The sequence below is a fragment of the Risungbinella massiliensis genome (assembly GCF_000942395.1).
Taxonomy (GTDB): domain Bacteria; phylum Bacillota; class Bacilli; order Thermoactinomycetales; family Thermoactinomycetaceae; genus Risungbinella; species Risungbinella massiliensis.
Map to the genome: position 1 here is coordinate 900,473 of NZ_LN812103.1, position 24,155 is coordinate 924,627.

Here is a 24,155-nt window from a genome sequence, read left to right on the forward strand (position 1 = left end):
CCAACAAAGTATCAATAAGATTGCCCTGACACTAGCATTATACTTGTTTGAAGAAATAACATTTCTTAGATTATTGCTTAAAAATTCTTTATAGAAAAATGCAACAAAATCACTCTGATATACGTCTAAAAAATAAAGAAGAAAAAAGGGGAGATCTTATGCGCTTCATGAACCTCTTGCCCATAATTGTATTGCTTTTTCTTTTAGCGGGGTGTAGGAGTGATATCTTAGCAATAGTAAGTACCAGCAATACTGGCCAATCCTCTAGCAGTTTTAATTCCGACTCTCAAAAAAATTCGAACTCTGATCCCAATTCTCAAAGTGTCTCAATCCCAGTAAATCAAAAGCCAATTCTGGCTGATGCAAAAGAAATAGACTTTATAAAAAATCACAAGCCTATCATTGTTGGAACCATAACAAAAGCGAACTTTACCAGTACTTCAGCCAATAATTCAGATGGTAGGGAAATCGCAAAAATTGATTTAACATCGATTTTCATTGAAGAAGTCCCTAATAAACCGGATTCTGGGAAAAAGGGAACTATTCATACAAATAGAGAGACGAAATATTTTGTCGAGAAAAATGGCAAGTTATATGTTGGTATTCCATTTGAGCTTCAAGAAGGCCAAAAAGTATCAGTTTGGTCTACACAGGAAGTAATGACTGCTATATACCCTTTGGAAACTGATGGGAAATATATTGTTTATGAGGTCAGTAATTAAGTGTGGTAAGGAGTTAAGTATTTGTATAGTATGGGGAATCCAGAAGAAATTATGACTGAATTCTCTAAAAGAACATATGAGCAAAAAATTTTAAGTTATGGTCTTTGAGGGTTGTAGCTTAGAATTTTTTGCTTATTTACATCGATTCTTACGAAAATCAAGTGATAAGAATTATGTTAAATGTCATTGTTTTTGCCACGCACCAGAGTCTGCTGGGAGTAGTTAATGCATGATCTTTGCTAAATAACAAAAGCTAGATTTGACAGTGAAACCAAAACAAGCTCTTCCTTGCTTTCTCCCTTTCCATATGGTTAGGGTTATTGTACAATTGTGCTATCATGCAATCATAACGTCTAAGAACCTCTCAAGGAGGATGAACATGAGCTTAGAAGTATCTACCAATCTCGGACAACTAGAAGTAGCCAATGATGTGATTGCCACGATCGCAGGAGTTGCTGCGATGGATTGCTATGGTTTAGTAGGAATGGCTTCCCAGAGTCAATTAAAAGATGGCATCACCGAACTATTAGGTCGAGAAAATCTTGCCAAAGGAATTCAAGTTCGTACGGAACCATCTGGTATCATCATTGATATGTACATAATTGTAGGATACGGTACCAAAATCTCAGAAGTAGCGCATAACGTACAGTCCAAAGTTAGATATACCCTGGATCAAATGGTGGGTTTAAAAGTCCAGCAAGTCAACATCTATGTACAGGGTGTACGTCTGGTCAACGAAGAGTAAGGAGGAGCAGTTTTGGCACACCATACGATTGACGCATCACTCTTCTTGCATATGATGAGGGCTGGTGCAAAACGCTTGACAAGTCATGTTGAAAAAGTAAATGCATTAAATGTTTTTCCCGTTCCTGATGGAGATACCGGGACCAATATGAACCTAACCATCACTTCTGGAGTTGCGGAAATGGAAAAACGAGCTAGCGAAACCACTGTAGGGAAGCTAGCGGAAGCGCTTTCAAAGGGCCTTCTAATGGGAGCGCGTGGAAATTCCGGTGTTATTCTTTCACAATTGTTTCGCGGTTTTGCCAAAGCGGTTTTGGACAAAGAGGTTCTAAATGCCCGTCAATTTGCCGATGCTTTTCAACAGGGAGTAGAGACCGCATATAAAGCAGTCATGAAGCCTGTCGAAGGTACGATTTTAACAGTAGCAAGAGAAGCTGCGGACGCAGGTATGAAGCGCTCTTGGTCTACTGAAGATCCAGTGGTTGTTTTGACTGCGGTGTTAGATGAAGCAAAGCGGACACTTGCTCGTACGCCTGATATGCTACCAGTATTGAAACAGACAGGTGTGGTGGATGCTGGTGGACAAGGTTTGGTTTATGTGTATGAAGGTATGTTGAGTGTCATGACTGGAGAGCAAGAGATGGAAGTTGAATTTGATGTTCCAACTCCTGCTATGACTTCTTTGGATGAGTTAGCAGAAGTAGCACATGCACATAATGCCCAATCGATGATTGATCCAGCAGAGATTGAGTATGGCTACTGCACCGAGTTTATTGTAAAGCTAAACATAGATCGCCGCCCAACAGAGAAATTTGATGAGACACGTTTCCGTCAAGATATCTCTCGGTTTGGAGATTCTCTTTTAGTAGTAGCAGATGATGATTTGGTCAAAATTCATATTCATGCAGAGTATCCAGGAGATGCGATGACCTACGCGCAAAAATACGGAGATTTGATTCGGATCAAAATAGAGAATATGCGTGAACAGTATGAAAATGTAACAAGTTCACCTAAGCCAGTTGCCGAAGTAGTACCAGATGAACTAGAACCCGAAAAAGAATTTGGGATTGTAGCAGTGGCTACTGGAGATGGAATCGCCAAGATCTTCACCAGCGTGGGAGTAGATCAAGTGATCGAGGGCGGGCAATCGATGAATCCTTCGACCGAAGATATTGTGAAGGCGATCGAAAAGGTTCATGCAAAACATGTTATTGTTTTACCAAATAATAAAAATATCATCTTGGCAGCAGAACAGGCGCAAGAGTTGGTAGAAAAGGACGTTACGGTAATACCAACCAAAACCATCCCTCAAGGATTAGCTGCCTTGTTAGCCTTTGAAGAATCATATACAGCAGATAAGAACGAAAACAAAATGAAAGAAGCGATCGCCTCCATCCAATCCGGTGAGGTCACGTTCGCGGTACGGGACACCAATATTGATGGTCTCGAGATTCAAAAGGATGACTTCCTAGGAATTCGCGAAGGGAAGATCGTGCTAACTGGAACGGACATGCTTGATACATCTTATCAATTAGTTGAGAAGATGGCAGAAGACGGTGCAGAGATCCTAACCATTCTGTATGGTGCAGAGGTTACCGAAGATCAAGTGAACGACCTAACCAATCGCCTAGAAAATCGCTTCCCAGAGTTAGAATGTGAAGTGTACTACGGTGGTCAGCCATTATATTACTTTTTGTTCTCAGTTGAGTAGAGCCTCTACACAAAATATAACGGAGAGTATCTTGAGCTAGAGAGCGACTTTGTCAAAAATAATGGAGCGAGTTTGATCAAGATGCTCGGAGTTAGTGTAATGGATTCAAGACTTTTATCTATTTCAAAAGCCGTCTGTTGGTTCAGCCCGATAGGCGGCTTTTGCCCCATCTAGATCAGAAAAGAGGAGAAAGAGACTGATGACCAAAGTGAAGATTGTAACAGATAGTGCGGCGGACATCCCAGCATCTTTGGTAGAAGAACTTAACATTCAGGTTATTCCGATGCGAGTTCAATTAGAGGGTAAGACTTATACACCTGGTGAAGATCTGACAACGGAGGAATTCTATCGTTTGTTGAAGTCGGCAAAAGAATTGCCTACCACTTCACAACCTAGCCCGATGGAGATTCAGCTAGCCTATGAACAAGCGATAGCGGATGGTGCCACTCATATTCTTGCTATTCATCTCTCCTCTGCGATGAGTGGAACATATCAATCTGCTGCACTTGCAAAATCGATGATAGAAAATCCCTCTGCGGAGATTGTAGTCTATGATTCACGTTCTGCTTCTTATGGTAGTGGGCTCATTGTAGTGGCAGCAGCTCGTGCTGCTAAAGAAGGAAAAAGTTTGGAAGAGTGCTTAGAAATAGTAGAACACTATTCCAAGACTCAAGAAATATTTGTCTTAGTCGACACTTTGGAGTACCTTCAAAAAGGTGGCCGGATCGGGAAAGCATCTGCAATGGTAGGCTCTTTGCTCAATATTAAACCTATTTTGGGGATTAACCGTGAAGGGGAGATCTACCCTCGGGATAAGGTAAGAGGACGAAATAAAGCACAACAAAAGATCTTTCAACTCATCCGAGAAGAAATTCCAGCAGGACCTGTCTCAGTTGGGATCATTCACTCCGAAAGCCCAGCAGAAGCAGAAGCATTCCTAGAGTCCATTCGTGCTCTTGATGGATATGATATACAAGATGCGGTTATTTCTGAAATCGGTCCAGTGGTAGGAACGCATACTGGTGCTGGTACAGTAGCTGCAGTTTTGGTACCTCATACGAAGTAATTTCGGGGGGATAGAAAGATGAAGTACCGTACCGTTTTTGATATTATTGGACCTGTTATGATAGGTCCTTCTAGTTCTCATACAGCAGGAGCAGCGAGAATCGGTCGAGCTGCTCGTACCATTTTTGGACGAGAGCCACAAAAGGTGACGATTACGCTATATGGTTCATTTGCCAAAACGTATCGTGGACATGGGACGGATATTGCTTTAGCAGGTGGGCTAATGGATTTTGATACCTTTGATCAACGCATTCCTCAAGCTTTGGAAATTGCCGAGGAAAAAGGGATTGAAATCCAATTTGTAGAATCAGATGAGGAAGCTGATCATCCCAATACAGCACGTCTACGTTTAGAAGATGAAAAAGGTAGTGTAGAAGTGGTGGGGATCTCGATCGGTGGCGGTAAAATGGAGATCGTAGAGTTAAATCAGTTTGAACTGAAACTATCAGGCAATGATCCAGCTCTCTTGGTATTACATGAAGACCGCTTTGGAGCCATTGCGCAAGTAGCTACGATTCTCGCACATCATGAGATCAATATTGGATTTATGCAAGTATCTCGTAAAGAAAAAGGGTCTACTGCCCTTATGTCCATCGAGACGGATCAGCAGGTAGGAACCAAAATACAAGAAGAGATCCGAAAGCTATCAGGGATGTTAGCTGTGACGGTGCTTCATTAATATAAATTCGAAAAGGGAAAAGGCCGTCCGCCATTAGGTCGGTCTTTTCCGCCATGGGAGGGATAACGGATGAAGTTTAAAAATGTAGCAGAATTAGTGGCCTTAGCAGAAGCAGAAGGAATCTCGATTTCGGATGTAATGTTGGAACAAGAAAGTATTGTAATGAATCGATCAAAAGAAGAGATTTTTGAAGAGATGCGGCACAATCTACAAGTAATGGAAGATGCTGTACAGCGTGGATTAACGGAGGAAATTCGTTCGCAAAGCGGACTATCTGGTGGGGATGCAAGGAAAGTAAACGACTATCGGCAAAATGCACCAGTACTCCTATCAGGAGATACGGTACTAAGAGCAGTTTCTAGAGCGACAGCAGTATCGGAAGTCAACGCTGCAATGGGGATTATTGTGGCAACCCCGACAGCAGGAGCATGTGGAATCTTACCAGGGACGATTTCTGCAGCAGGAGAAAAACTGCAATCCTCAGAAGAGAGCAAGGTGCGTGCGTTGTTTACAGCAGGTGCGATCGGCTACACTATTGCCAATAATGCCTGTATCTCTGGTGCAGCAGGTGGGTGTCAAGCAGAAGTAGGCTCGGCAACAGCGATGGCAGCAGCAGCGGTTGTAGAGATGGCAGGTGGCACACCATCTCAATCAGCTCAAGCGGTGGCTATTGCTCTCAAAAATATGTTAGGTCTGGTCTGTGATCCAGTGGCGGGTTTGGTAGAAGCTCCTTGTGTCAAACGAAATGCTATGGGAGCTGCGATTGCGATGGTGGCAGCAGATATGGCGATGGCAGGAGTACAGAGTGTGATCCCAACAGATGAAGTGATTAGTGCCATGTACAAAATTGGACGTGATATGCCTGTATCTCTGCGTGAGACAGCTCTTGGAGGCTTAGCAGATACAGAGACTGGGAGAGCATTGGAGCGGAAGATTTTTGGCAACACCAATAAATAATTTGTCGTTAAACGAGATTTATGTCGATAAGCTGCCAGGTGTAGGTCCGCAAAAGAAAGAGTATCTAGCGGAACTGGGAATCCACACAGTTGAAGATTTGTTAGGCTATTTTCCATTTCGTTATGAAGATTATCAAGTTACAGACCTTGCCACTGCTGAACATGAATCGAAAGTCACAGTGTTAGGCGAGATCTATGGTGCTACTAGTATGCGATGGTACGGAAAACAACGCTCCCGACTATTTGCGCGCATTCAAGTGGCAGGCGCTTTTGTTTCCGTAGTATGGTTCAATCAAGCATATCTAAAAGAGAAACTTCAAGCAGGTACCAAAATCTTAGTTACAGGAAAATGGGATCGGCATAAGCTAGAAATATTAGCAGATAAGACAGTTTTAGGAGAGAAAGAACAACAAAAGCGCATTGGTCAGTTAGAACCAATTTACTCGATAAATTCTCATATCAAAATGTATTGGCTGCGAAATTTGATCTACCAAGCATTTGTCACATATGGGAAAGAAATAGCAGAAAATCTTCCTGAAGAGTTGGTTTCCAAGTATCGATTAGCTACCCGGGCGAAAGCAATGTACAAGTACCATTTTCCTAAAAATGTCTCAGAAGGGATGGTAGCGAGACGTCGGCTAGTCTATGAAGAATTATTTTTGTATGAATTACAGTTGATGTGGCTACGCCATACTAGTCGAACGGAAGCAAAAGGAATTGAGCGTGAGTTGGATCGTGTGCGGATTGACCAATGGATTGCAGCACTACCTTACCCACTTACTGGCGCCCAACAAAGAGTGGTTGAAGAAATTCTTGTAGATATGGAGAAGCCAGTACAGATGAATCGCTTGGTGCAAGGAGATGTAGGATCAGGGAAAACAGTAGTAGCTGCGATCGCACTCTATGCCAATTATCTAGCTGGTTACCAAGGCGCTTTGATGGTTCCAACCGAGATTCTCGCAGAACAACATGCGGATTCACTTCAGTCCTTGCTTTCACCATATGGCGTTAAAGTGGTCTCACTCACTGGTAACATGACCGCACGCAATCGAAGAGATACATTGGCAGAGATCCAGATGGGCTTGGCAGATATCGTAGTGGGGACGCATGCTTTAATTCAAGAAGGAGTACATTACCGCCAACTAGGGCTCGCAATTACCGATGAACAGCACCGCTTTGGGGTAAAACAACGTGCCACATTACGGGAAAAAGGGCTTCATCCCGATATTTTATCGATGACAGCTACTCCCATCCCACGGACACTTGCGATCACCGCTTTTGGGGAGATGGACGTATCGACAATCGATGAGATGCCAGCGGGAAGAGAGCCAATTAGTACCTATTGGGTCAAAAAAGATGCATTCCCACGAGTACTGGAGTTTGTTCAAAAGGAATGTCAGTCTGGTCGACAAGCTTATGTGATTTGTCCACTCATTCAGGAATCGGAGAAACTAGATCTGCAAAATGCACAAGAGCTTTTTGAACAACTAACGGTTGAATTATCTCCCCTTCGTGTTGGTCTCCTTCATGGCAAAATGAATGCTACTGAAAAAGAAGAGGTAATGCGTGCGTTCTCTGACAATGAAGTACAGATTCTGGTTTCCACAACCGTAGTAGAGGTAGGGGTAAATGTGCCCAACGCTACCGCTATTGTGATTTATGACGCGGATCGATTCGGGCTCGCTCAGCTCCATCAGCTCAGAGGACGGGTAGGCCGTGGTGGTGGTGCTTCCTCTTGTATCCTAGTCGCAGATCCGAAATCGGAGACAGGAGTGGAACGGATGCGAGTTATGACGGAAACGACAGATGGATTTGTAATTTCACAACGTGATTTAGAGATACGGGGACCTGGAGATTTTCTTGGAGTGAAGCAAAGTGGATTGCCTCATTTCCGAGTCGCGGACTTAGAGCAAGACCTAAAAGTATTGGAAGTAGCGAGACATGATGCGATGGAAATGGTAGAACGAAAAGATTTTCTACAAAATCCGGAGTTTAGCAGATTGGTTGAGTACCTTCAGGAAAAAAATATACAAGTAATTACATTTGATTAAAAAGAAAAAGGCATGATGGGGTGAGCTACCATCTGCCTTTTTTTTATTAGAAGCAGTAGGAGATAGTTTAAAACAGTAGATAGGGCATTTGCAAGAGAAAGTAGCCAAGGCAAGAATGATCAAACCAAACAAGTAAAATATGTACTGAATCATAGATGACATGGAGCTAGCACCAAAATAATATGTTTCAACTGTTACGGTTATGTTTATATGATTAGGATTTTAATTTTTGGAAGTAGAGACACTTTTCTTAATTCTCGTAATGATCTAAGCGAAATAAAGACCGCTAAGGATGCAAACAATTGGATTATGGATCAGTTTTCTCCCAACTTAGTCAAGCTCTTTTTTGACCTTGATAAACGCTACCATCTGTTTGATTTCTTCTTTTGAAAGAAGCGCCCCGTCGACCATCAGTTTGAGTTTATCCCATTCCATCAGTTCAATGGAATCGCTTTTTTCCTTCCCAATAGTGGGATCGTCGACTCTACCAAGCAAATAATCGGTGGAGGTATTGAATAAATCAGCGATTTCGATCAGCGCCTCTAAAGAAGGGCGACGATAGCCTGATTCATAGCCTGCATAAGTACTTTTCGCAATACCAAGGCGGTCGGCTGTATATTGCAATGACCATTTTTTCTTTTTTCTTAGTGTAGTTAATCGGTCTAAATTCATATCCTTACGCTCCTTTTGATTCACAGAGATTATAGCATATAAAATTGTACGCGATTTGAATAATATTTCTTGGTTATTTCACATTTTAAGACTATAATTGTATTGGAGGTACGCATAAAGCGTATGGAATGCCTATATATGCCTTACTGATCAAATGATTATACTTTGGACAGCATAAAAACTACTTCTTAGAAGAGGTGTAGCACATGAAAAAGTTATTGCTGTTAACCACCGGTGGGACGATTGCTTCAATAGAAGGGGAAAACGGATTGGGTCCGGGGCTTAAAGCGGAAGAGCTTCTCAGGTATTTATCTAATGACCACTCAAATTATACGATTGATTGGCAATCTTTAATGGATATAGACAGTACCAATATGCAGCCGGAACATTGGACGGAAATCGCAGTAGCGGTTTATGAGAATTACAGTCAGTATGATGGGTTTGTGATCACACACGGTACCGATACAATGGCCTATACTTCGGCAGCGCTTTCATACATGCTGCAGAATGTTGATAAGCCTGTCGTGATTACGGGTTCTCAGGTTCCGATCACATTTAAGAAAACGGATGCAAAAAAGAATATTCAGGATGCAGTCCGTTTTGCCTGCGATGGAATTGGCGGAGTGTATGTCGTTTTTGACAGACGTGTCATTTTGGGAACGAGAGCGATCAAGTTAAGAACAAAAAGCTACGATGCGTTTGAAAGCATCAATTATCCTTATGTCGCTTTCATCCATGATATGGAAATCGAATATAAAAAACGGGTTCCCGAAGCAAAGCCTGGAACATTGAAGCTCGATACTTCCTTGAACACAGATGTTTGTCTTTTGAAGTTGCATCCTGGAATAAAGCCTGAGTTTCTGGATAGTCTGAAAGGTTCATATAAAGGTGTTGTTATTGAGAGTTATGGAAGTGGCGGTATTCCTTTTGAGAAAAGAAACCTTTTGGAAAAAGTAAATGAGCTGATCGATGCCGGAATTGTCGTTGTTATTACGACACAATGCCTTGAAGAAGGAGAAGATATAAGCGTTTATGAGGTCGGCCGAAAGGTTAATCAGAAAGCAATTATCCGCTCCAGAAATATGAACACCGAAGCAATCGTTCCTAAGCTTATGTGGGCATTGGGTAAAACTGAAGATCCTAGCGAGGTTAAAAAAATCATGGAAATGCCAATTGCAGACGATATCAATATTTAAAAAAGAAAGCGGGGTTATCAAATGAAAGCTGAAATAACATACCGCACGGAAAAGGATTTTCTTGGAGAAAAGAACATCCCAACCAATGCCTACTATGGTATTCAAACATTGCGGGCAGTAGAGAACTTTCCGATCACAGGATATAAAATCCACGAAGAAATGATCAAAGCATTGGCTGTGGTGAAAAAAGCGGCAGCACTCGCCAACATGGAGACAAAACACCTCTATAAAGGTCTTGGCGAAGCGATCGTCCAAGCGGCCGATGAGATTCTCGAAGGCAAGCTTCATGATCAATTTATTGTTGATCCAATTCAGGGCGGAGCCGGGACTTCGATGAATATGAATGCAAACGAAGTCATCGGAAACCGTGCACTGGAACTGCTTGGCCACCGTAAAGGGGAGTATAATCATTTAAGCCCAAATACGCACGTAAACATGTCGCAATCGACAAACGATGTATTCCCGACGGCCATCCACATTTCGACACTCAAGCTGCTGGAAAAGCTGCTGGAGACGATGAATTACATGCTGGAAGCCTTTAAGAAAAAAGCAAGCGACTTCGACCATGTCATTAAAATGGGACGCACTCATCTCCAGGATGCTGTTCCGATTCGACTTGGCCAGGAGTTTGAAGCATACAGCCGTGTCATAGAGCGCGACATAAAGCGGATTAAACAGTCACGTCAGCATATATATGAAGTCAATATGGGCGCCACCGCAGTGGGAACGGGATTGAATGCAGATCCTCGCTATATCGAAAATGTCGTCAAACAATTGGCAGATATCAGTGGCCTTCCGCTCGTCGGCGCTGACCACCTTGTGGATGCGACTCAAAATACAGATGCTTACACAGAAGTATCAGCGGCATTGAAAGTCTGCATGATGAACATGTCCAAAATCGCGAATGACCTTAGGCTGATGGCATCAGGGCCGCGAGCGGGACTGGCTGAAATTTCTTTGCCGGCAAGACAGCCAGGATCGTCGATCATGCCTGGAAAAGTCAATCCTGTCATGGCAGAGATGATCAACCAAATTGCGTTCCAGGTGATTGGAAACGATCATACGATCTGTCTGGCTTCTGAAGCAGGTCAGCTCGAACTGAATGTCATGGAACCTGTGCTCGTCTTTAACCTTCTTCAATCCATCAGCATCATGAACAATGGATTCTGTTCCTTTACGGATTATTGTCTGGTTGGCATTGAAGCAAATGAACAACGTTTAAAAGCCTATGTAGAAAAAAGCGCGGGCATCATAACGGCTGTAAACCCGCATCTCGGGTATGAAGTAGCCGCCAGAATTGCGAGAGAAGCAATTCTGACAGGTCAATCGATCCGTGATTTATGTCTGCAAAATGATGTATTGACAGAAGAAGAACTCGATCTCATTTTAAATCCTTTTGAAATGACAAAACCGGGTATTGCCGGAGCTGAACTTTTAAATCGGGATTAGTTGAAAGACAGCCGGATCGCTTTGAAGCACTTTAATCAGAAATAATAGGCTGAGTTATTTCGTTACCTTTTAAAAATGGTAAAAAAGTACCTTTTTAGGACATAATGCTTCATGTTATTTAAAATTTTTAATAGATACTTGAAAATAAACTGCTGTTTTTATTCATTTTTTTGTAAGCGTTTCATTTAATTAAAGGGGGATCATAGGAGATGAAAAATATACGGTTACCGTCCATGTTGGAAATTATTTGTGTTTTAGGTGCATTCTTAGCAATTGTTTGTTCCTTTACAGTTATGTTTGATTTGCCAATACAGCTAGCATTGTTCATTTCATGGTTTTTAGTGATTTTGCTCGGACTGCGTCTTGGGCATCGTTATGAGGATTTGCAAAAATCGATTACAAAAGGAATATCCAATGGACTGGAAGCGATACTTATCCTGATTGCTGTCGGTGCCCTGATCGGCACATGGATAGCCGGTGGGGTGGTGCCGACTTTGATTTATTACGGTCTTGAATTTATTCATCCGAGCATATTTCTGCTCGCCACACTCTTTATTTGTTCGATTACTTCTATCGCAACAGGGACGTCTTGGGGAACGGTCGGGACAGCCGGAATCGCTATGATGGCAATTGGGGAAGGGCTAGGACTTCCTCTTCCGCTTGTCGCTGGGGCTGTTTTGTCAGGTGCCTATTTTGGTGATAAGCTATCACCGCTTTCCGACAGCACAGTGCTTGCTTCTTCTTTATCAAAGGTCGAAGTCATCACACATGTCAGATCGATGCTGTATTTGTCCGTTCCTGCATATGTGATCACGGCGGTGTTGTTTACTATCACAGGGTTTACTTATGGAACAAAGAACGTAGATTTGGACAAAGTTGAATTTTTGAAAACATCTTTGCAGAACACGTTTGATATTCACATTTGGATGCTGGTTCCAGCCATCGTTGTCATTGTACTGTTGGCGATGAGAAAGCCGTCGGTGCCAACGATTGCGATCGGTGCTCTCTTAGGTGCCATTTGGGCTGCGGCATTCCAAGGGATGAATTTTGCCGATGCAATTGGAACAGCTTACAACGGTTTCTCAATCGATACAGGGATTGAATTTTTGGACAAGCTGTTAAACCGAGGCGGAATTGAGGGAATGCTCGGATCTGTCGTTGTCATTATTCTTGGACTTGGCTTTGGTGGACTACTGGAGCATTTAGGAGTTCTGAAAGTGATTGTCTCGAAGTTTGAGAAAAAGCTGACTTCTGCAGGAAATGTGACGTTCTCCACGATTATTGTTGCCTTCTTGGCGAATGTATTTGGGTGTGCGATGTATGTCTCGTTGATTTTAACTCCGAAAATCATGGAAAGAAGCTACGACAAGCTGAATCTTGACCGGAGAGTGCTGTCAAGAAATGCTGAAGTTGGGGGGACGATGACATCAGGAATGGTTCCATGGTCAGATAACGGGATCTATATGGCCAGTATACTTGGCGTCTCGACTTTCTCTTACCTGCCGTTCATGTGGCTGAGCTTTGTTTCCATTGGAATTGCTATTCTGTATGGATACACGGGGAAATTTATCTGGTACACGGACAAAAAGGATTCCCCAGTGCAGTAGTTGACTTTCAACAAATTATTGAAGGTACTTTGTTATGAATGGCAATAAAGAAGGGCTCTCTTTTGGTTAATAAAAAAGGCATGATGGGGCGAATTACCAATTTTAACCACCTTGGATACGTTTTTCAAACCAGATAAAAAACGGAATAGCAAGAAAGGCACATAGAAAAGTAAAAATCCATAATAGTTCCTGGATTCGTCCTGCATTGTTCTCCTCTTTTTAACTGATTTTTCCTAATCTTAATTGAAAGAATACAGAATTTAAAAATCATAATAATATATGTTGCTGTATCTGATATATAATAAATTTACTCTCTACTCCTTTTCTGAACTACAACGATCTAGACATTTCGCATGGTGTCTAACTCGTTGTAGTTCAAAATTTATTAAAGGAGTGGTGAGAATGTCTTCTCGAAGTAGTATCAATGGAAGCAAGCATGAACAAGAAAAAGATAAAAAATTTGCTCTCCGTTTCTGGTTTTGTATTTTAGCAATTATGTTTTGTTTTGTAGCGTATATATCTGGAACAAATACAGGAGCTAAAAAAGCTGAGATCGATGTAGTAGAAGAACAAGTGTTGGCAGTAAAAAAACGATTTGAACAATTGGATTGTAAGGTACAAACGATCGAAGATGTGGACTCAGAATACAAAATCATAATGAACCTAGATTGTTCAGAGACGGAGAAAGAGCACTTAACAGAGATTAAAAACATAGAAAAAAACATCGAAAAATTAACAAACAGACTAAAAATCGTGTTCGATTCCATGATTACAATCGATTAGTCGAGAAGATGAGACAGATATGTATCACATATCTGTCTTTTTCATAAAAAAGGCAGAGATATTAGAATCCCTACCTTTTAAAAAGTTCAAACCTCTGTCTAGGGGTTTCTTTAAGTAACGCACTCTAAAACTGTTTAAATTAACATCCGTAAATAATGAAGCGCCTGTTTTAAAACATCGATAAAACGGTCAATTTGTGTTTGATCCGTCTCTTTCCCCAATGTAATTCGTACACTTTGATATGCTATTTCTTCCCTTTTCCCCATCGCTTGGAGAACATGAGAAGCACGATGTTTACCTGCACTACATGCAGAACCACTGGATACATAAATTTGCTCACGATTTAACTCTAACAGAATCGCTTGTCCTTCGACTCGTTGAAAACTGAGATTCAGGTTATTTGGTAAACGATTAGTTGGATGTCCATTTAATTCGACATCACCAATTTCTTGTCGGATTCGATACCATGTGTATTCCCTTAGCTTTGTTAATCGTTTGGCTTCTTCTTTTACTTCTTCAGCCACTAACTGAGCAGCGACCCCAAAGCTAACAATGGCAGGAGTATTTAGTGTGCTGGGACGAATGGCGCGTTCTTGTCCACCTCCATGTAAGAGGGGCTCTATTCGTACTCCCTTACGGATGTACAAAGCCCCGACTCCTTTGGGACCATATATTTTATGACTTCCAATCGATAAGAGATCTACGCCGAGCTCTTTCACGCAAACAGGAATCTTACCAAAAAATTGTATAGCATCAGTATGGAAATAAGCTTGATGGTTTTTTAACACTTTTCCAATTTCAGAAATAGGTTGAATCGTTCCTACTTCATTGTTTGCTGCCATAATACTGACAAGAATGGTCTGATCTGTTAAAGCATTTTGCACCTCTTGAACAGTAACCATCCCTGTAGAGTCGACAGGAAGATATGTAACAGTGAAACCTTCCTTTTCTAAAAAATGGCAAGCTTCCAGTATGGAAGGATGTTCGATTTGTGTTGTAATGATATGTGTTCCTTTTTGCCTGTGCTTTCTTGCGAATCCAAGAATGGCAAGATTATTTGCTTCTGTTCCACTGCTGGTAAAAACGATTTCACGTGGTGTTTCTGCTCCCAGTGCGTGCATAATTTGCGAACGAGCCATTTGAATTGCATCATTGGCACGTTGTCCCAAATCGTGAATACTACCGGAATTACCAAATTCTGATTTTAAAAAAGGTATCATGGCCTCGATTGCTTCGGATCGCATAGGGCTGGTTGCACCATAGTCCAAATAAATTCGTTCCATCGTCCTGCCTCCGATTGAACAGTTTTTTACGGATAATTATAACGAAATTATTTATTTATGTCGGGAATTATCAGGAATATTAATTTTCCAAAGATAGGCAAGAGATATAGGGATTGCTTTGGGGATAAGAGACTTATGATCCCACTTAGGGGTTAATATTTTATTCTATTTCCTGTGATTCATTTGCATTAGTAGCGTTATTTAGTTTAAATGTTTCCTTTTGGGAAATTAATTGTTGACATCAATTCATTTATTGAGAAAATGGTATTGAATCAAATGTTAACATTCTGTGAAGGGGTGCCGAAAAATGGCACGAGTTGAAACCCATTTTTTAGTGGTCGGTAGCGGTATTGCTGGACTTACAACGGCGCTTTCTCTTGCCGAATACGGTTCTGTGATTGTCCTCACAAAAGCGAGAGAAGAAGAGAGCAACTCATTTCATGCACAGGGAGGGATTGCGGCAGCCATCGGCGAGGATGATTCACCAGAATTACATCGCCAAGACACACTTCGTACAGGTGTTAATCTTTGCAATCCTGCTTCAGTCGATGTATTAGTCAATACGGGTCCTCGTGCGATTCAAAAATTGGCTGATTGGGGTACCGATTTTGATGTTGATGGAGAGCAGTGGGCTTTAGGAAAAGAAGGTTCACACAGTGTATCGCGCATCTTACATGTAAATGGAGATGCCACAGGGGCGGGGATCACTTCCAACCTATTGAGGCGAGCAATGCTTCATTCCAATATTCAACTGATTACACATACGATGGTGACAGATCTTATCATGCACCAAGAAGTTTGTCGAGGTGCAACTGCAGTAGATGAACAAGGGGAAACTGTCCGTTATTTTGCTAAACAAGCAGTAATTTTGGCAACAGGCGGATGTGGGCAGATCTATCAATATACAACAAATGACCCTGTGTCTACTGGTGACGGAATTGCAATGGCCTATCGGGCAGGTGCGAAATTATCAGATATGGAATTTGTTCAGTTTCACCCCACTGCTTTGGCAGTAGAGCAAAATCCGATGTTTCTTATATCAGAAGCAGTCCGTGGCGAGGGAGCATTTTTAGTTAATGACTGTGGGGAAGCATTTATGGAACGATATCACAGTTGGAAAGATCTTGCTCCAAGAGATGTCGTTTCTCGTGCGATCTTTCAAGAGATGGAACAAGGACGCAAAGTTTATCTGAATGCTATTCACTTAGGAAAACGTTTCCGAAATAGATTTCCCAAAATATATAAAGCGCTATGCAAATTTGGTATGGATCCTTCTAAAGATTGGATTCCTGTCACCCCGGCCGCTCATTTTATTATGGGAGGCATTTATACAGATATATACGGCCAAACCACCATCTCGAGACTATTTGCTTGTGGAGAAGTAGCTTGTACAGGTGTACATGGAGCGAATCGACTCGCGAGCAATTCTTTGTTGGAGGGTACTGTTTTTGCTCAGCGTGTTGCCGAGAAATGTATAGAACTTGTAGAACTGGAAACGGATTTTCTGGAGCTCAATCGGATTACTTTGTGCAAAAACAAACATAAAGAGACAGAATGGAAACAAACCATCCGTCAGGTGATGTGGAAATACGCTGGGATTGTACGAACGGAAGAAGGTCTATCCAAAGGAATTTCTCAGTTGAAACAATTGGAAACAGAGATCCCGCAAGGTTATTTCGAATGTAGAAATATGTTAATGATTGCACAAGTAGTGATGGAATTAGCTTTGTCTAGAAGGGAAAGCAGAGGCAGTCATTATCGATCTGATTATCCAAAACCACAGAAAAGCTTGGAAAATAAGCATCAGATAATTCAGGAGGAGTAAGATGAATCAGGTTGAATTGCGTAGGTTCATTCGTGAGGCATTGAACGAAGATATCGGAGCAGGAGATCTTACTACTGAATGCTTAGTACCAGCTAATCATCAAAGTTCTGCTTATCTCATGGTCAAACAAGATGGAGTGATCGCTGGTTTGTCTGTAGTTGCCCAAGTGTTTCAAGAGTTGGATACCCAAGTAGTCTGTACGCCATTAGTAACAGAAGGTCAAAAAGTGTCGAAAGGTATGATCATTGCTCAAATCATCGGGTCAACACAAGCGATTCTAACAGCAGAACGAGTCGCTCTTAATCTGCTTCAGCGGATGTCAGGAATTGCAACTTTGACAAGAGATTTGGTAGATCAGATAGAAGGAAGTAATTGTCATATTTTAGATACCAGAAAGACAACTCCGGGATTGCGTCAGTTAGAAAAATATGCAGTTCGTATGGGAGGAGGAACCAATCATCGCTTTGGTCTAAGCCATGGTGTGATGCTCAAAGACAATCACATTGCATTTGCTGGCAATTTATCGAAAGCAGTAGAAAAAGTTCGGCAGCAAGTAGGTCACATGGTACAAATCGAAGTAGAGGTTGATACTTTAGAGCAATTGTCAGAAGTACTCAAGCTAGATGTTAATGCGATTCTCTTAGATAACATGGAACCTGACATATTAAAGAAAGCAGTAAAAATGATAAACGGAAAAGTATGGGTAGAAGCATCAGGTGGGATTACCCCTGAAACCATTCGTTCAGTTGCAGAAACAGGAGTTAATGCGATTTCGCTTGGTTGGTTGACTCATTCTGCAAAAGCGCTTGATATTAGCTTAGATTTCGAAATGGAAATGGGAGATAAATAATGGCCATTGATATTTTTAGCCAAATGCCAAGCCAGTTACCAGAACAATACCGTATTTTATCAAGTGAAGAGTTGGATGAGCGGATTGTTCGTGCCAAAGAAATCCTGGGTAAAGATTTGGTGATTTTGGGTCACCATTATCAGCGAGATGATGTGATTCAATATGCTGATTTCCGTGGGGATTCACTAAAGCTTTCTCGCGTTGGAGCAGAACAAAAAGAAGCGAAATATATTATATTTTGTGGAGTTCATTTCATGGCGGAAACTGCTGATACACTGGCTCAAAAGGAGCAAATTGTGATTTTGCCAGACTTAAAAGCAGGGTGTTCCATGGCGGATATGGCGGACATTGAAGATGTAGAAGAGTCTTGGGAAGTGTTACAAGACGAATTTGGCGATACGATCATTCCTGTCACTTATGTGAACTCTACTGCAGCAATCAAAGCATTTGTCGGTCGTCACGGCGGTACTACCTGTACTTCTTCCAATGCTAGAGAAGTGTTGGCATGGGCATTTCAACAGAAGAAGCGAATCCTTTTTCTACCTGATCAGCATTTAGGGAGAAATACCGCTTATAAAATGGGAATTCCTCTTGAGCAGATGGTCATCTGGAGCCCAGGGAGCGGAGAATTGGAAGAGGTAAACTGTGAACTAGGAGAAGTACAGATGATTCTCTGGAAAGGGTATTGCAGTGTCCATCAAAAGTTTACTCCTGAACAAGTGTATCGTGTGCGTGAGCGTGACCCAGAGATGAAAGTGATTGTTCATCCAGAATGTTCACATGAAGTAGTACGTTTAGCAGATTGTGATGGTTCTACTGATTATATTATCAAAATGATTGCGGCTGCTCCTGCTGGGAGCAAATGGGCAGTTGGCACAGAAGTAAACCTAGTACAACGTTTAGCACAAGAACATCCAGAGCAACATATCGAACTATTGAGCACCACCATGTGCCCCTGTCTCACCATGAATCGTATTGATCGTCCTCATTTACTGTGGACTCTTGAAAGTATCCTAGATGGGAACCCAATTAACCAAATTGAAGTGAATGATGAAACGATATACTGGTCGAAAAAGGCACTGGATCGTATGATGGCTGTTTCATAAAGAAAAAACTGTATTTATAAAAAGCATGTTGCATATTAGCCCAAAGCCAGAGGTATTCTCCTTTTGAGATGCGACTATGAGTGATAGGGAGCTGGAGCAGATCCCTCAGGACAAGCAGGATAAGCAGGGCAAGCGGAAGTGGGAAAACCGGTGGCGCGCCTACTTTTAATTTAGATTAATGCAACAAGCTAATAAAAATAAACACAGGTCGAGGCTGCTGACACTGCTTGAAAAAAGCAGATTAGTAGCCATTTTTTTATGAAGAAAATTATTATTTGTAGAATCGGTCATTGTTAGGTTTTGAAAGTGGGATGTGGGAGTAAATTTGGTTGTGGTGACTTCATTACTACAAGTTTTAGACTAGTGTATCTAGGTGACTTTGGATAATCCATTAGAGCAGTAGCACTTATTTTTTGGGGACTCAGTGGAGTTGGTAATGGCATAGGATAAGAATAGAAAGGATGGATGTGTGATGAATGAGCAGATCTACAAAGATACTGCAAAAGCGATTAACCAAGAATTAGGTAGGAAAGCGGTGAGTGTGGAGTACTTAATGAAGCTAGTTCAGGAAGCTAAAAAAGTACGAAGAACGAGAGGGACACAAGGACTAATTGAGTTTGGATCAAAGTTACCAACAAAGCTTTTTTCAGAAAATGAAATAAACAAGTTACAACGATCCCCCCAATACCGGTCTACCATGTCCAAAATGGTGGATCTCTTGGTATATGAAAGTGTAATCAATCCTTTTGAAGCGATGCTTCTCAAACGGTATATATAAAATGGGTTAGTTTTAGGTAAACATATATTGTCTAATATGATGGTACCTATCCAATTCATTTGTCTTTAAAATAGAAAGAAATCTACTTTGACAAGTATAAAATCATATGTTACGATCGTCACAGTAAACGTTTACAACCAAATAAAATCAATAGGATTGTTACTGGTCAGCAGGCAAAACCTAAGTTTGTTACGATCACAAGATCTATATATCTTGTTGATCTCTAACAGATTTAGGTTTTTTTTATGAAATCCTGTAGCGAGAAAGAGTTGATAATGGACATTAAAAAGGTATTTAATAACAATGTCGTCCTAACTGAAAATCAGCAAGGTCAGGAACTCGTTGTCATGGGAAGAGGGCTAGCCTTCCAAAAGAGACCAGGTGACTCTATTGACGAACGGGTGATCGAGAAGACATTCGTTCTTGAAAACCAAGACGTGTCCGACAAACTTGGTGAGCTTTTAAGAGATGTCGATGAGAGATATTTAGAGTTTGCTGATCGAATCATTTCCGATGCTCGTCGGAAGTTACAACATAAGCTTGATGATTATTTGTATGTGGCGCTTGCTGATCATATTAGTTTTGCGATCAATCGCCATAAGCAAGGTTTACATCTACACAATGCCTTGACTTGGGATATTCGCAAGTTTTATAAACAGGAGTATCAAATTGGTTTGAAGGCTTTGGATATGATGGAAGACGAGATGGGTGTTCGCTTGCCAGAAGATGAAGCAGCATCGATTGCCTTACATTTGGTTAATAGTCAAACATCTGGTGAGAATCTTGAGTCGATTACGAAGGTCACCAAGATTGTCAACGATATATTAAGTATTGTCACGTTTCATTATCAAATGGAGCTAGATGATTCCTCAATTAGCTATGAGCGATTTGTTACACACCTACGCTTTTTTGTCTTTCGCTTGTTACGAGAGGAAATACATGAAGGTGACCTCGATGTCTTTTTGTATGAACAAGTACAAAAACAATATAAAACGGCATTTGAATGTAGTGAACGTATCGCTTCTTATATTCAGAAAGCACATGGGTGGAGTATCACACCTGATGAAAAGGTATATTTAACGCTTCACATTCAACGAGTGACCAAACGCCAACAACTTTATAATGATTCAACATCCAACAAAGGATTGTGACTGTTCGGCAGGCAAAACCTAGGTTGATCGAATGAACTATACCTGTGTAGTGATTACATGGTATAGACGATCAATTTAGGTTTTTTTCATGCAATAAGCCTGATACAAGCAAAACGAATCGATTAATAAACTACCAGATGAAGTGTGAAAGGAGTTAATAATATGAACTACGATCAACTTGGTAAGCAGATTTTGGAGAAAGTCGGTGGCGAAAAGAATGTCAACTCGCTCGTACACTGCGCAACTCGTCTTCGATTTAAATTGAAAGACCCAACGAAAGCTAATAAAGAGGAGCTAACAAGTCTAGATGGTGTCATTCAAGTGGTGACGACGAGTGGTCAATTTCAAGTTGTCATTGGAAATGAAGTGAGTGATGTTTATAACTCGATTATGAAGGTCAGTGATTGGGAATCAGGAAGCGATTCATCTGATAACTCATCAGACGAGAAAACGGGTATTGTTACCAAGGCAGTAGATATGATTTCTGGTATTTTTGCTCCTATTTTAGGAGCTCTTGCCGGAGCAGGGATGCTCAAGGGATTACTGGCAATTGCCATTGCCACGAACCTGCTGGATAAAGAAGGCGGAACGTATTTTCTGTTAAATATTGCAGCGGATAGTATGTTTTACTTTTTACCAATGCTGCTAGCAGTGACAGCTGCGAAAAAGTTTAAGACAGACGTCAGTGTGGCCCTCATTATTGCCGGGGCACTGCTGTATCCGGCAATTGTAGAAGCTTACAAATCGGGTGAAACGATTACATTCCTTGGGATTCCTGTAATCTTAATGAGCTATAGTTCGTCTGTGATTCCGATTATCTTGGCGATTTATGTGCAGTCACTACTCGAAAAACCGCTTCGTAAATGGGTTCATTCATCTGTTCGTACATTTGTAGTTCCGATGGTCTTGATCGTCGTGGTCGTTCCATTAACTTTGATGGCATTTGGTCCATTTGGCGTATATGTAGGACAGATGCTTGCCAATGGCTATCAATCTCTTGCAGACACGAATATTATCATCGCAGGGATTATTATGGGGGCAGCTTGGCAGTTGCTTGTTATGTTTGGTCTTCATTGGGCGTTCATTCCATTAATCTTGCAAAATATTAGTACGTTCGGTTATGACACGATTGGAGCACTTATCATAAGCAGTATTTTCGCGATTGCTGGAGCGACCTTTGGTGTTTGGCTCAAGTCCAAGAAAACAGAAGTAAAAGCAATTGCTGGTCCTGCCTTCATTTCTGCTTTGTGTGGAATTACCGAACCGGCAATCTATGGGGTGACGCTTCGTTATAAACGACCATTCATTATTGCGATTATATGTGCAGCCATCGGTGGAGCAATTGGTGGTCTGTCTGGGGCAACAAGACCAGCAAGTGCACCATCTGGAATTACGACGCTACCGATTTTCTATGGGGAAGGATTTGGGTTATTAGTAGTCGCTATTTCGGTTACATTTCTGTTGGCAGCCATTTTAACCTACTTCTTTGGTTATAGCGATGATGCTGTAGAAGAAGGAAATAAGAAAGCAGCAATCGATCCAGAAGAGAAAAAAGCTAACACAAAAAAAGATGCTAATATTGTTAGCCCTCTAACAGGCGAAGTGTTACCACTCGATCAAGTACAAGATCCAGTGTTTCGTTCCGAAGCAATGGGCAAAGGATGCGCAATCATCCCAACAGTAGGTCAGCTTTTCTCTCCAATAGATGGACAGGTGGTGACTGTGTTCCCTACAGGACATGCAATTGGTTTGAAATCGAGTGATGGTACAGAGATTTTAGTGCATGTTGGGATTGATACGGTTCAATTGGAAGGAAAGTTTTATACAAAACTTGTCAAGCCAGGTGACCAAGTAACTAAAGGACAGCTTTTGATTGAATTTGATATCGATGGGATTCAAGAAGCTGGTTACGATGTGACAACCCCAATCGTTGTAACGAATACAAATGATTATTTAGATATTGTGGCAAAAAATGAAGGTGCTGTGGAGCATGGGGAATCGTTAATTAGCATTGCCAAAAACGCGTAAAGAAAGGAAGTATACATTATGACCTTTACACCCAAATTTCCAAAAGACTTTCTCTGGGGCGGCGCTATTGCCGCCAATCAGGCTGAAGGAGCCTATAATGAGGGCGGCCGAGGACTAGCTACATCTGATATTCTCGAATACGTTGTGATGGAAAAGCGTGTAGATCATAAACGTCCGTTTCCAAGTGCAGATGAGATTCGTCATATTTTGGAGACGGAGAATACACGTTATTTTCCAAGAAGACATGGAATTAATTTTTATCACACTTTTAAGGAAGATATTAAGCTCTTTAAGGAAATGGGTTTCAAAACGTTCCGTGTCTCGATCGCATGGAGCAGAATTTTTCCAAATGGCAATGATGAACTGCCAAACGAGGAAGGGCTGCAATTTTATGATGATCTGTTTGATGAGCTGAAAAAACATGACATAGAGCCGCTTGTCACGCTGTCTCATTTTGAAACGCCGCTAAATCTGTCATTGCAATACGGTGGCTGGGTTGGCCGTGAACTTGTTGACTGCTTTGCTCGTTATGCGGAAACGGTGTTCACCCGATACAAAGACAAAGTCAAATATTGGATCACATTCAATGAAATCAATGCTTCCCTTATGACCCCCTATGTTAGCTCTGGGTTAATTCGCGACGCTGTTGGCGAAGAGGGCTTATTAGCAGCTAAGTATCAAATTGCCCATCATCAATTAGTGGCGAGTGCCAAGGCTGTTGAACTGGCTCACCGAATTATGCCAGGAGCAAAAGTAGGGTGTATGGTGATTGGTATGATCTATTACCCGCAAAGCGCACATCCAGATGACGTATATCAAGCACTTGTTGACCAGCATAAAACGTTCTTCTATACAGATGTACAAGCACGTGGTGAGTATCCAACCTATATGAAGCGTTTCTTTGCTGAGAACAACATTACGATCAAAATGGAGCCAGGTGATAAGGAGATCTTGAAAAACAACCTTGTAGATTTTGTCTCCTTTAGCTATTACATGTCGGGTGTTTCGGCACGATCTGAATCCGCTGAAGAGACAGAAAAAGTGATGGGTAATGTACTCTCCAGCATTAAAAATGAGTTCTTGGACGCATCTGATTGGGGATGGCAAATTGATCCAGTAGGGCTAAGAACATTGCTAAATATGTTCTATGAGCGTTATCGTAAGCCTCTATTCATTGTGGAGAATGGAATCGGAGCTTATGACAAAGTCGAAGAAGATGGTAGCATCCATGATCCATATCGTATCAATTATTTGCGTGGACATGTCGAGCAGATGAAAGAAGCAATTGGAGACGGTGTCGAGCTTTTGGGATATACCACATGGGGTCCCATTGATATTGTAAGCTCTTCCACTTCCGAAATGGCGAAGCGCTATGGATTTATTTATGTAGACCAAGATGACATGGGCAATGGTACGAAGAAACGCCTCAAAAAAGATAGCTTTTACTGGTATAAGAAAGTGATTGAATCCAATGGGGAAGAACTGTAAAGAAAGGATGG

20 protein-coding genes are annotated in these 24,155 nt (G+C 41.5%); 18 read left to right on the forward strand and 2 right to left on the reverse strand.

What is annotated here, in order from left to right; all coding sequences use genetic code 11:
* Positions 1 to 158 precede the first annotated feature (158 nt).
* From VJ09_RS15675 to recG, 7 genes are all read left to right on the forward strand, one after another.
* Positions 159 to 722 (forward strand): hypothetical protein, encoded by a 564-nt coding sequence (locus tag VJ09_RS15675; RefSeq protein WP_044642557.1) that lies wholly within the window; start codon positions 159 to 161, stop codon positions 720 to 722.
* Positions 723 to 1,101: 379 nt separating this feature from the next.
* Entirely contained in the window at positions 1,102 to 1,467 is a 366-nt protein-coding gene (locus tag VJ09_RS15680) for an Asp23/Gls24 family envelope stress response protein (RefSeq protein ID WP_044642558.1), read from the forward strand.
* A 12-nt stretch (positions 1,468 to 1,479) separates the two neighbouring features.
* Complete coding sequence (locus tag VJ09_RS15685) at positions 1,480 to 3,177, forward strand: DAK2 domain-containing protein (RefSeq protein ID WP_044642559.1); 1,698 nt, start codon at positions 1,480 to 1,482, stop codon at positions 3,175 to 3,177.
* A 199-nt stretch (positions 3,178 to 3,376) separates the two neighbouring features.
* Positions 3,377 to 4,243 carry a DegV family protein gene (locus tag VJ09_RS15690; RefSeq protein ID WP_044642560.1) on the forward strand — a complete coding sequence of 289 codons (867 nt, stop codon included), beginning with the start codon at positions 3,377 to 3,379 and terminating at the stop codon, positions 4,241 to 4,243.
* Positions 4,244 to 4,261: 18 nt separating this feature from the next.
* Complete coding sequence (sdaAB, locus tag VJ09_RS15695; protein ID WP_044642561.1) at positions 4,262 to 4,921, forward strand: L-serine ammonia-lyase, iron-sulfur-dependent subunit beta; 660 nt, start codon at positions 4,262 to 4,264, stop codon at positions 4,919 to 4,921.
* A 69-nt stretch (positions 4,922 to 4,990) separates the two neighbouring features.
* On the forward strand, positions 4,991 to 5,878 hold the full coding sequence (gene sdaAA / locus VJ09_RS15700) for an L-serine ammonia-lyase, iron-sulfur-dependent, subunit alpha (RefSeq protein ID WP_044642562.1): 888 nt from the start codon (positions 4,991 to 4,993) through the stop codon (positions 5,876 to 5,878).
* The gene (gene recG / locus VJ09_RS15705) at positions 5,859 to 7,928 is read left to right on the forward strand and encodes an ATP-dependent DNA helicase RecG (RefSeq protein WP_230199168.1); all 2,070 of its coding nucleotides are present in this window, start codon (positions 5,859 to 5,861) and stop codon (positions 7,926 to 7,928) included. Before sdaAA ends, recG begins: the two co-directional genes overlap by 20 nt.
* Before the next feature lie 330 nt (positions 7,929 to 8,258).
* On the opposite strand, the gene VJ09_RS15710 is transcribed toward recG, so the two are convergent.
* Positions 8,259 to 8,600, reverse strand: coding sequence for a helix-turn-helix domain-containing protein (locus VJ09_RS15710; RefSeq protein ID WP_044642563.1), 342 nt, complete (start codon positions 8,598 to 8,600; stop codon positions 8,259 to 8,261).
* A gap of 206 nt (positions 8,601 to 8,806) precedes the next feature.
* Here VJ09_RS15710 and VJ09_RS15715 point away from each other — a divergent pair, with 206 nt between their 5' ends.
* From VJ09_RS15715 to VJ09_RS15730, 4 genes are all read left to right on the forward strand, one after another.
* Positions 8,807 to 9,796, forward strand: coding sequence for an asparaginase (locus VJ09_RS15715; RefSeq protein WP_044642564.1), 990 nt, complete (start codon positions 8,807 to 8,809; stop codon positions 9,794 to 9,796).
* Positions 9,797 to 9,817: 21 nt separating this feature from the next.
* Positions 9,818 to 11,245 carry an aspartate ammonia-lyase gene (gene aspA / locus VJ09_RS15720; RefSeq protein ID WP_044642565.1) on the forward strand — a complete coding sequence of 476 codons (1,428 nt, stop codon included), beginning with the start codon at positions 9,818 to 9,820 and terminating at the stop codon, positions 11,243 to 11,245.
* A gap of 209 nt (positions 11,246 to 11,454) precedes the next feature.
* Positions 11,455 to 12,852 carry a Na+/H+ antiporter NhaC gene (gene nhaC, locus VJ09_RS15725; protein WP_044642566.1) on the forward strand — a complete coding sequence of 466 codons (1,398 nt, stop codon included), beginning with the start codon at positions 11,455 to 11,457 and terminating at the stop codon, positions 12,850 to 12,852.
* Between the two features lie 402 nt (positions 12,853 to 13,254).
* Positions 13,255 to 13,635, forward strand: a complete 381-nt coding sequence (locus tag VJ09_RS15730) for a hypothetical protein (RefSeq protein WP_044642567.1) — start codon at positions 13,255 to 13,257, stop codon at positions 13,633 to 13,635.
* Positions 13,636 to 13,769: 134 nt separating this feature from the next.
* Here the strand turns inward: VJ09_RS15730 and VJ09_RS15735 are convergent, their stop codons facing one another.
* The gene (locus VJ09_RS15735; protein WP_044642568.1) at positions 13,770 to 14,918 is read right to left on the reverse strand and encodes a cysteine desulfurase family protein; all 1,149 of its coding nucleotides are present in this window, start codon (positions 14,916 to 14,918) and stop codon (positions 13,770 to 13,772) included.
* A gap of 307 nt (positions 14,919 to 15,225) precedes the next feature.
* Between VJ09_RS15735 and nadB the strand changes: the two genes are divergently transcribed.
* The 7 genes from nadB to VJ09_RS15770 all read left to right on the forward strand — a co-directional run bounded on the left by nadB (position 15,226) and on the right by VJ09_RS15770 (position 24,144).
* The gene (nadB, locus tag VJ09_RS15740) at positions 15,226 to 16,743 is read left to right on the forward strand and encodes an L-aspartate oxidase (RefSeq protein ID WP_044642569.1); all 1,518 of its coding nucleotides are present in this window, start codon (positions 15,226 to 15,228) and stop codon (positions 16,741 to 16,743) included.
* Position 16,744: 1 nt separating this feature from the next.
* Positions 16,745 to 17,593, forward strand: coding sequence for a carboxylating nicotinate-nucleotide diphosphorylase (nadC, locus tag VJ09_RS15745; protein ID WP_044642570.1), 849 nt, complete (start codon positions 16,745 to 16,747; stop codon positions 17,591 to 17,593).
* Entirely contained in the window at positions 17,590 to 18,699 is a 1,110-nt protein-coding gene (gene nadA, locus VJ09_RS15750) for a quinolinate synthase NadA (protein ID WP_407690005.1), read from the forward strand. Before nadC ends, nadA begins: the two co-directional genes overlap by 4 nt.
* Before the next feature lie 472 nt (positions 18,700 to 19,171).
* Positions 19,172 to 19,477, forward strand: coding sequence for a hypothetical protein (locus tag VJ09_RS15755; RefSeq protein WP_044642572.1), 306 nt, complete (start codon positions 19,172 to 19,174; stop codon positions 19,475 to 19,477).
* 275 nt (positions 19,478 to 19,752) lie between these two features.
* Positions 19,753 to 20,628 (forward strand): BglG family transcription antiterminator LicT, encoded by an 876-nt coding sequence (licT, locus tag VJ09_RS15760; RefSeq protein ID WP_044642573.1) that lies wholly within the window; start codon positions 19,753 to 19,755, stop codon positions 20,626 to 20,628.
* A 162-nt stretch (positions 20,629 to 20,790) separates the two neighbouring features.
* On the forward strand, positions 20,791 to 22,656 hold the full coding sequence (locus tag VJ09_RS15765; RefSeq protein ID WP_044642574.1) for a beta-glucoside-specific PTS transporter subunit IIABC: 1,866 nt from the start codon (positions 20,791 to 20,793) through the stop codon (positions 22,654 to 22,656).
* A gap of 18 nt (positions 22,657 to 22,674) precedes the next feature.
* Entirely contained in the window at positions 22,675 to 24,144 is a 1,470-nt protein-coding gene (locus VJ09_RS15770) for a glycoside hydrolase family 1 protein (protein WP_044642575.1), read from the forward strand.
* Positions 24,145 to 24,155 lie beyond the last annotated feature (11 nt).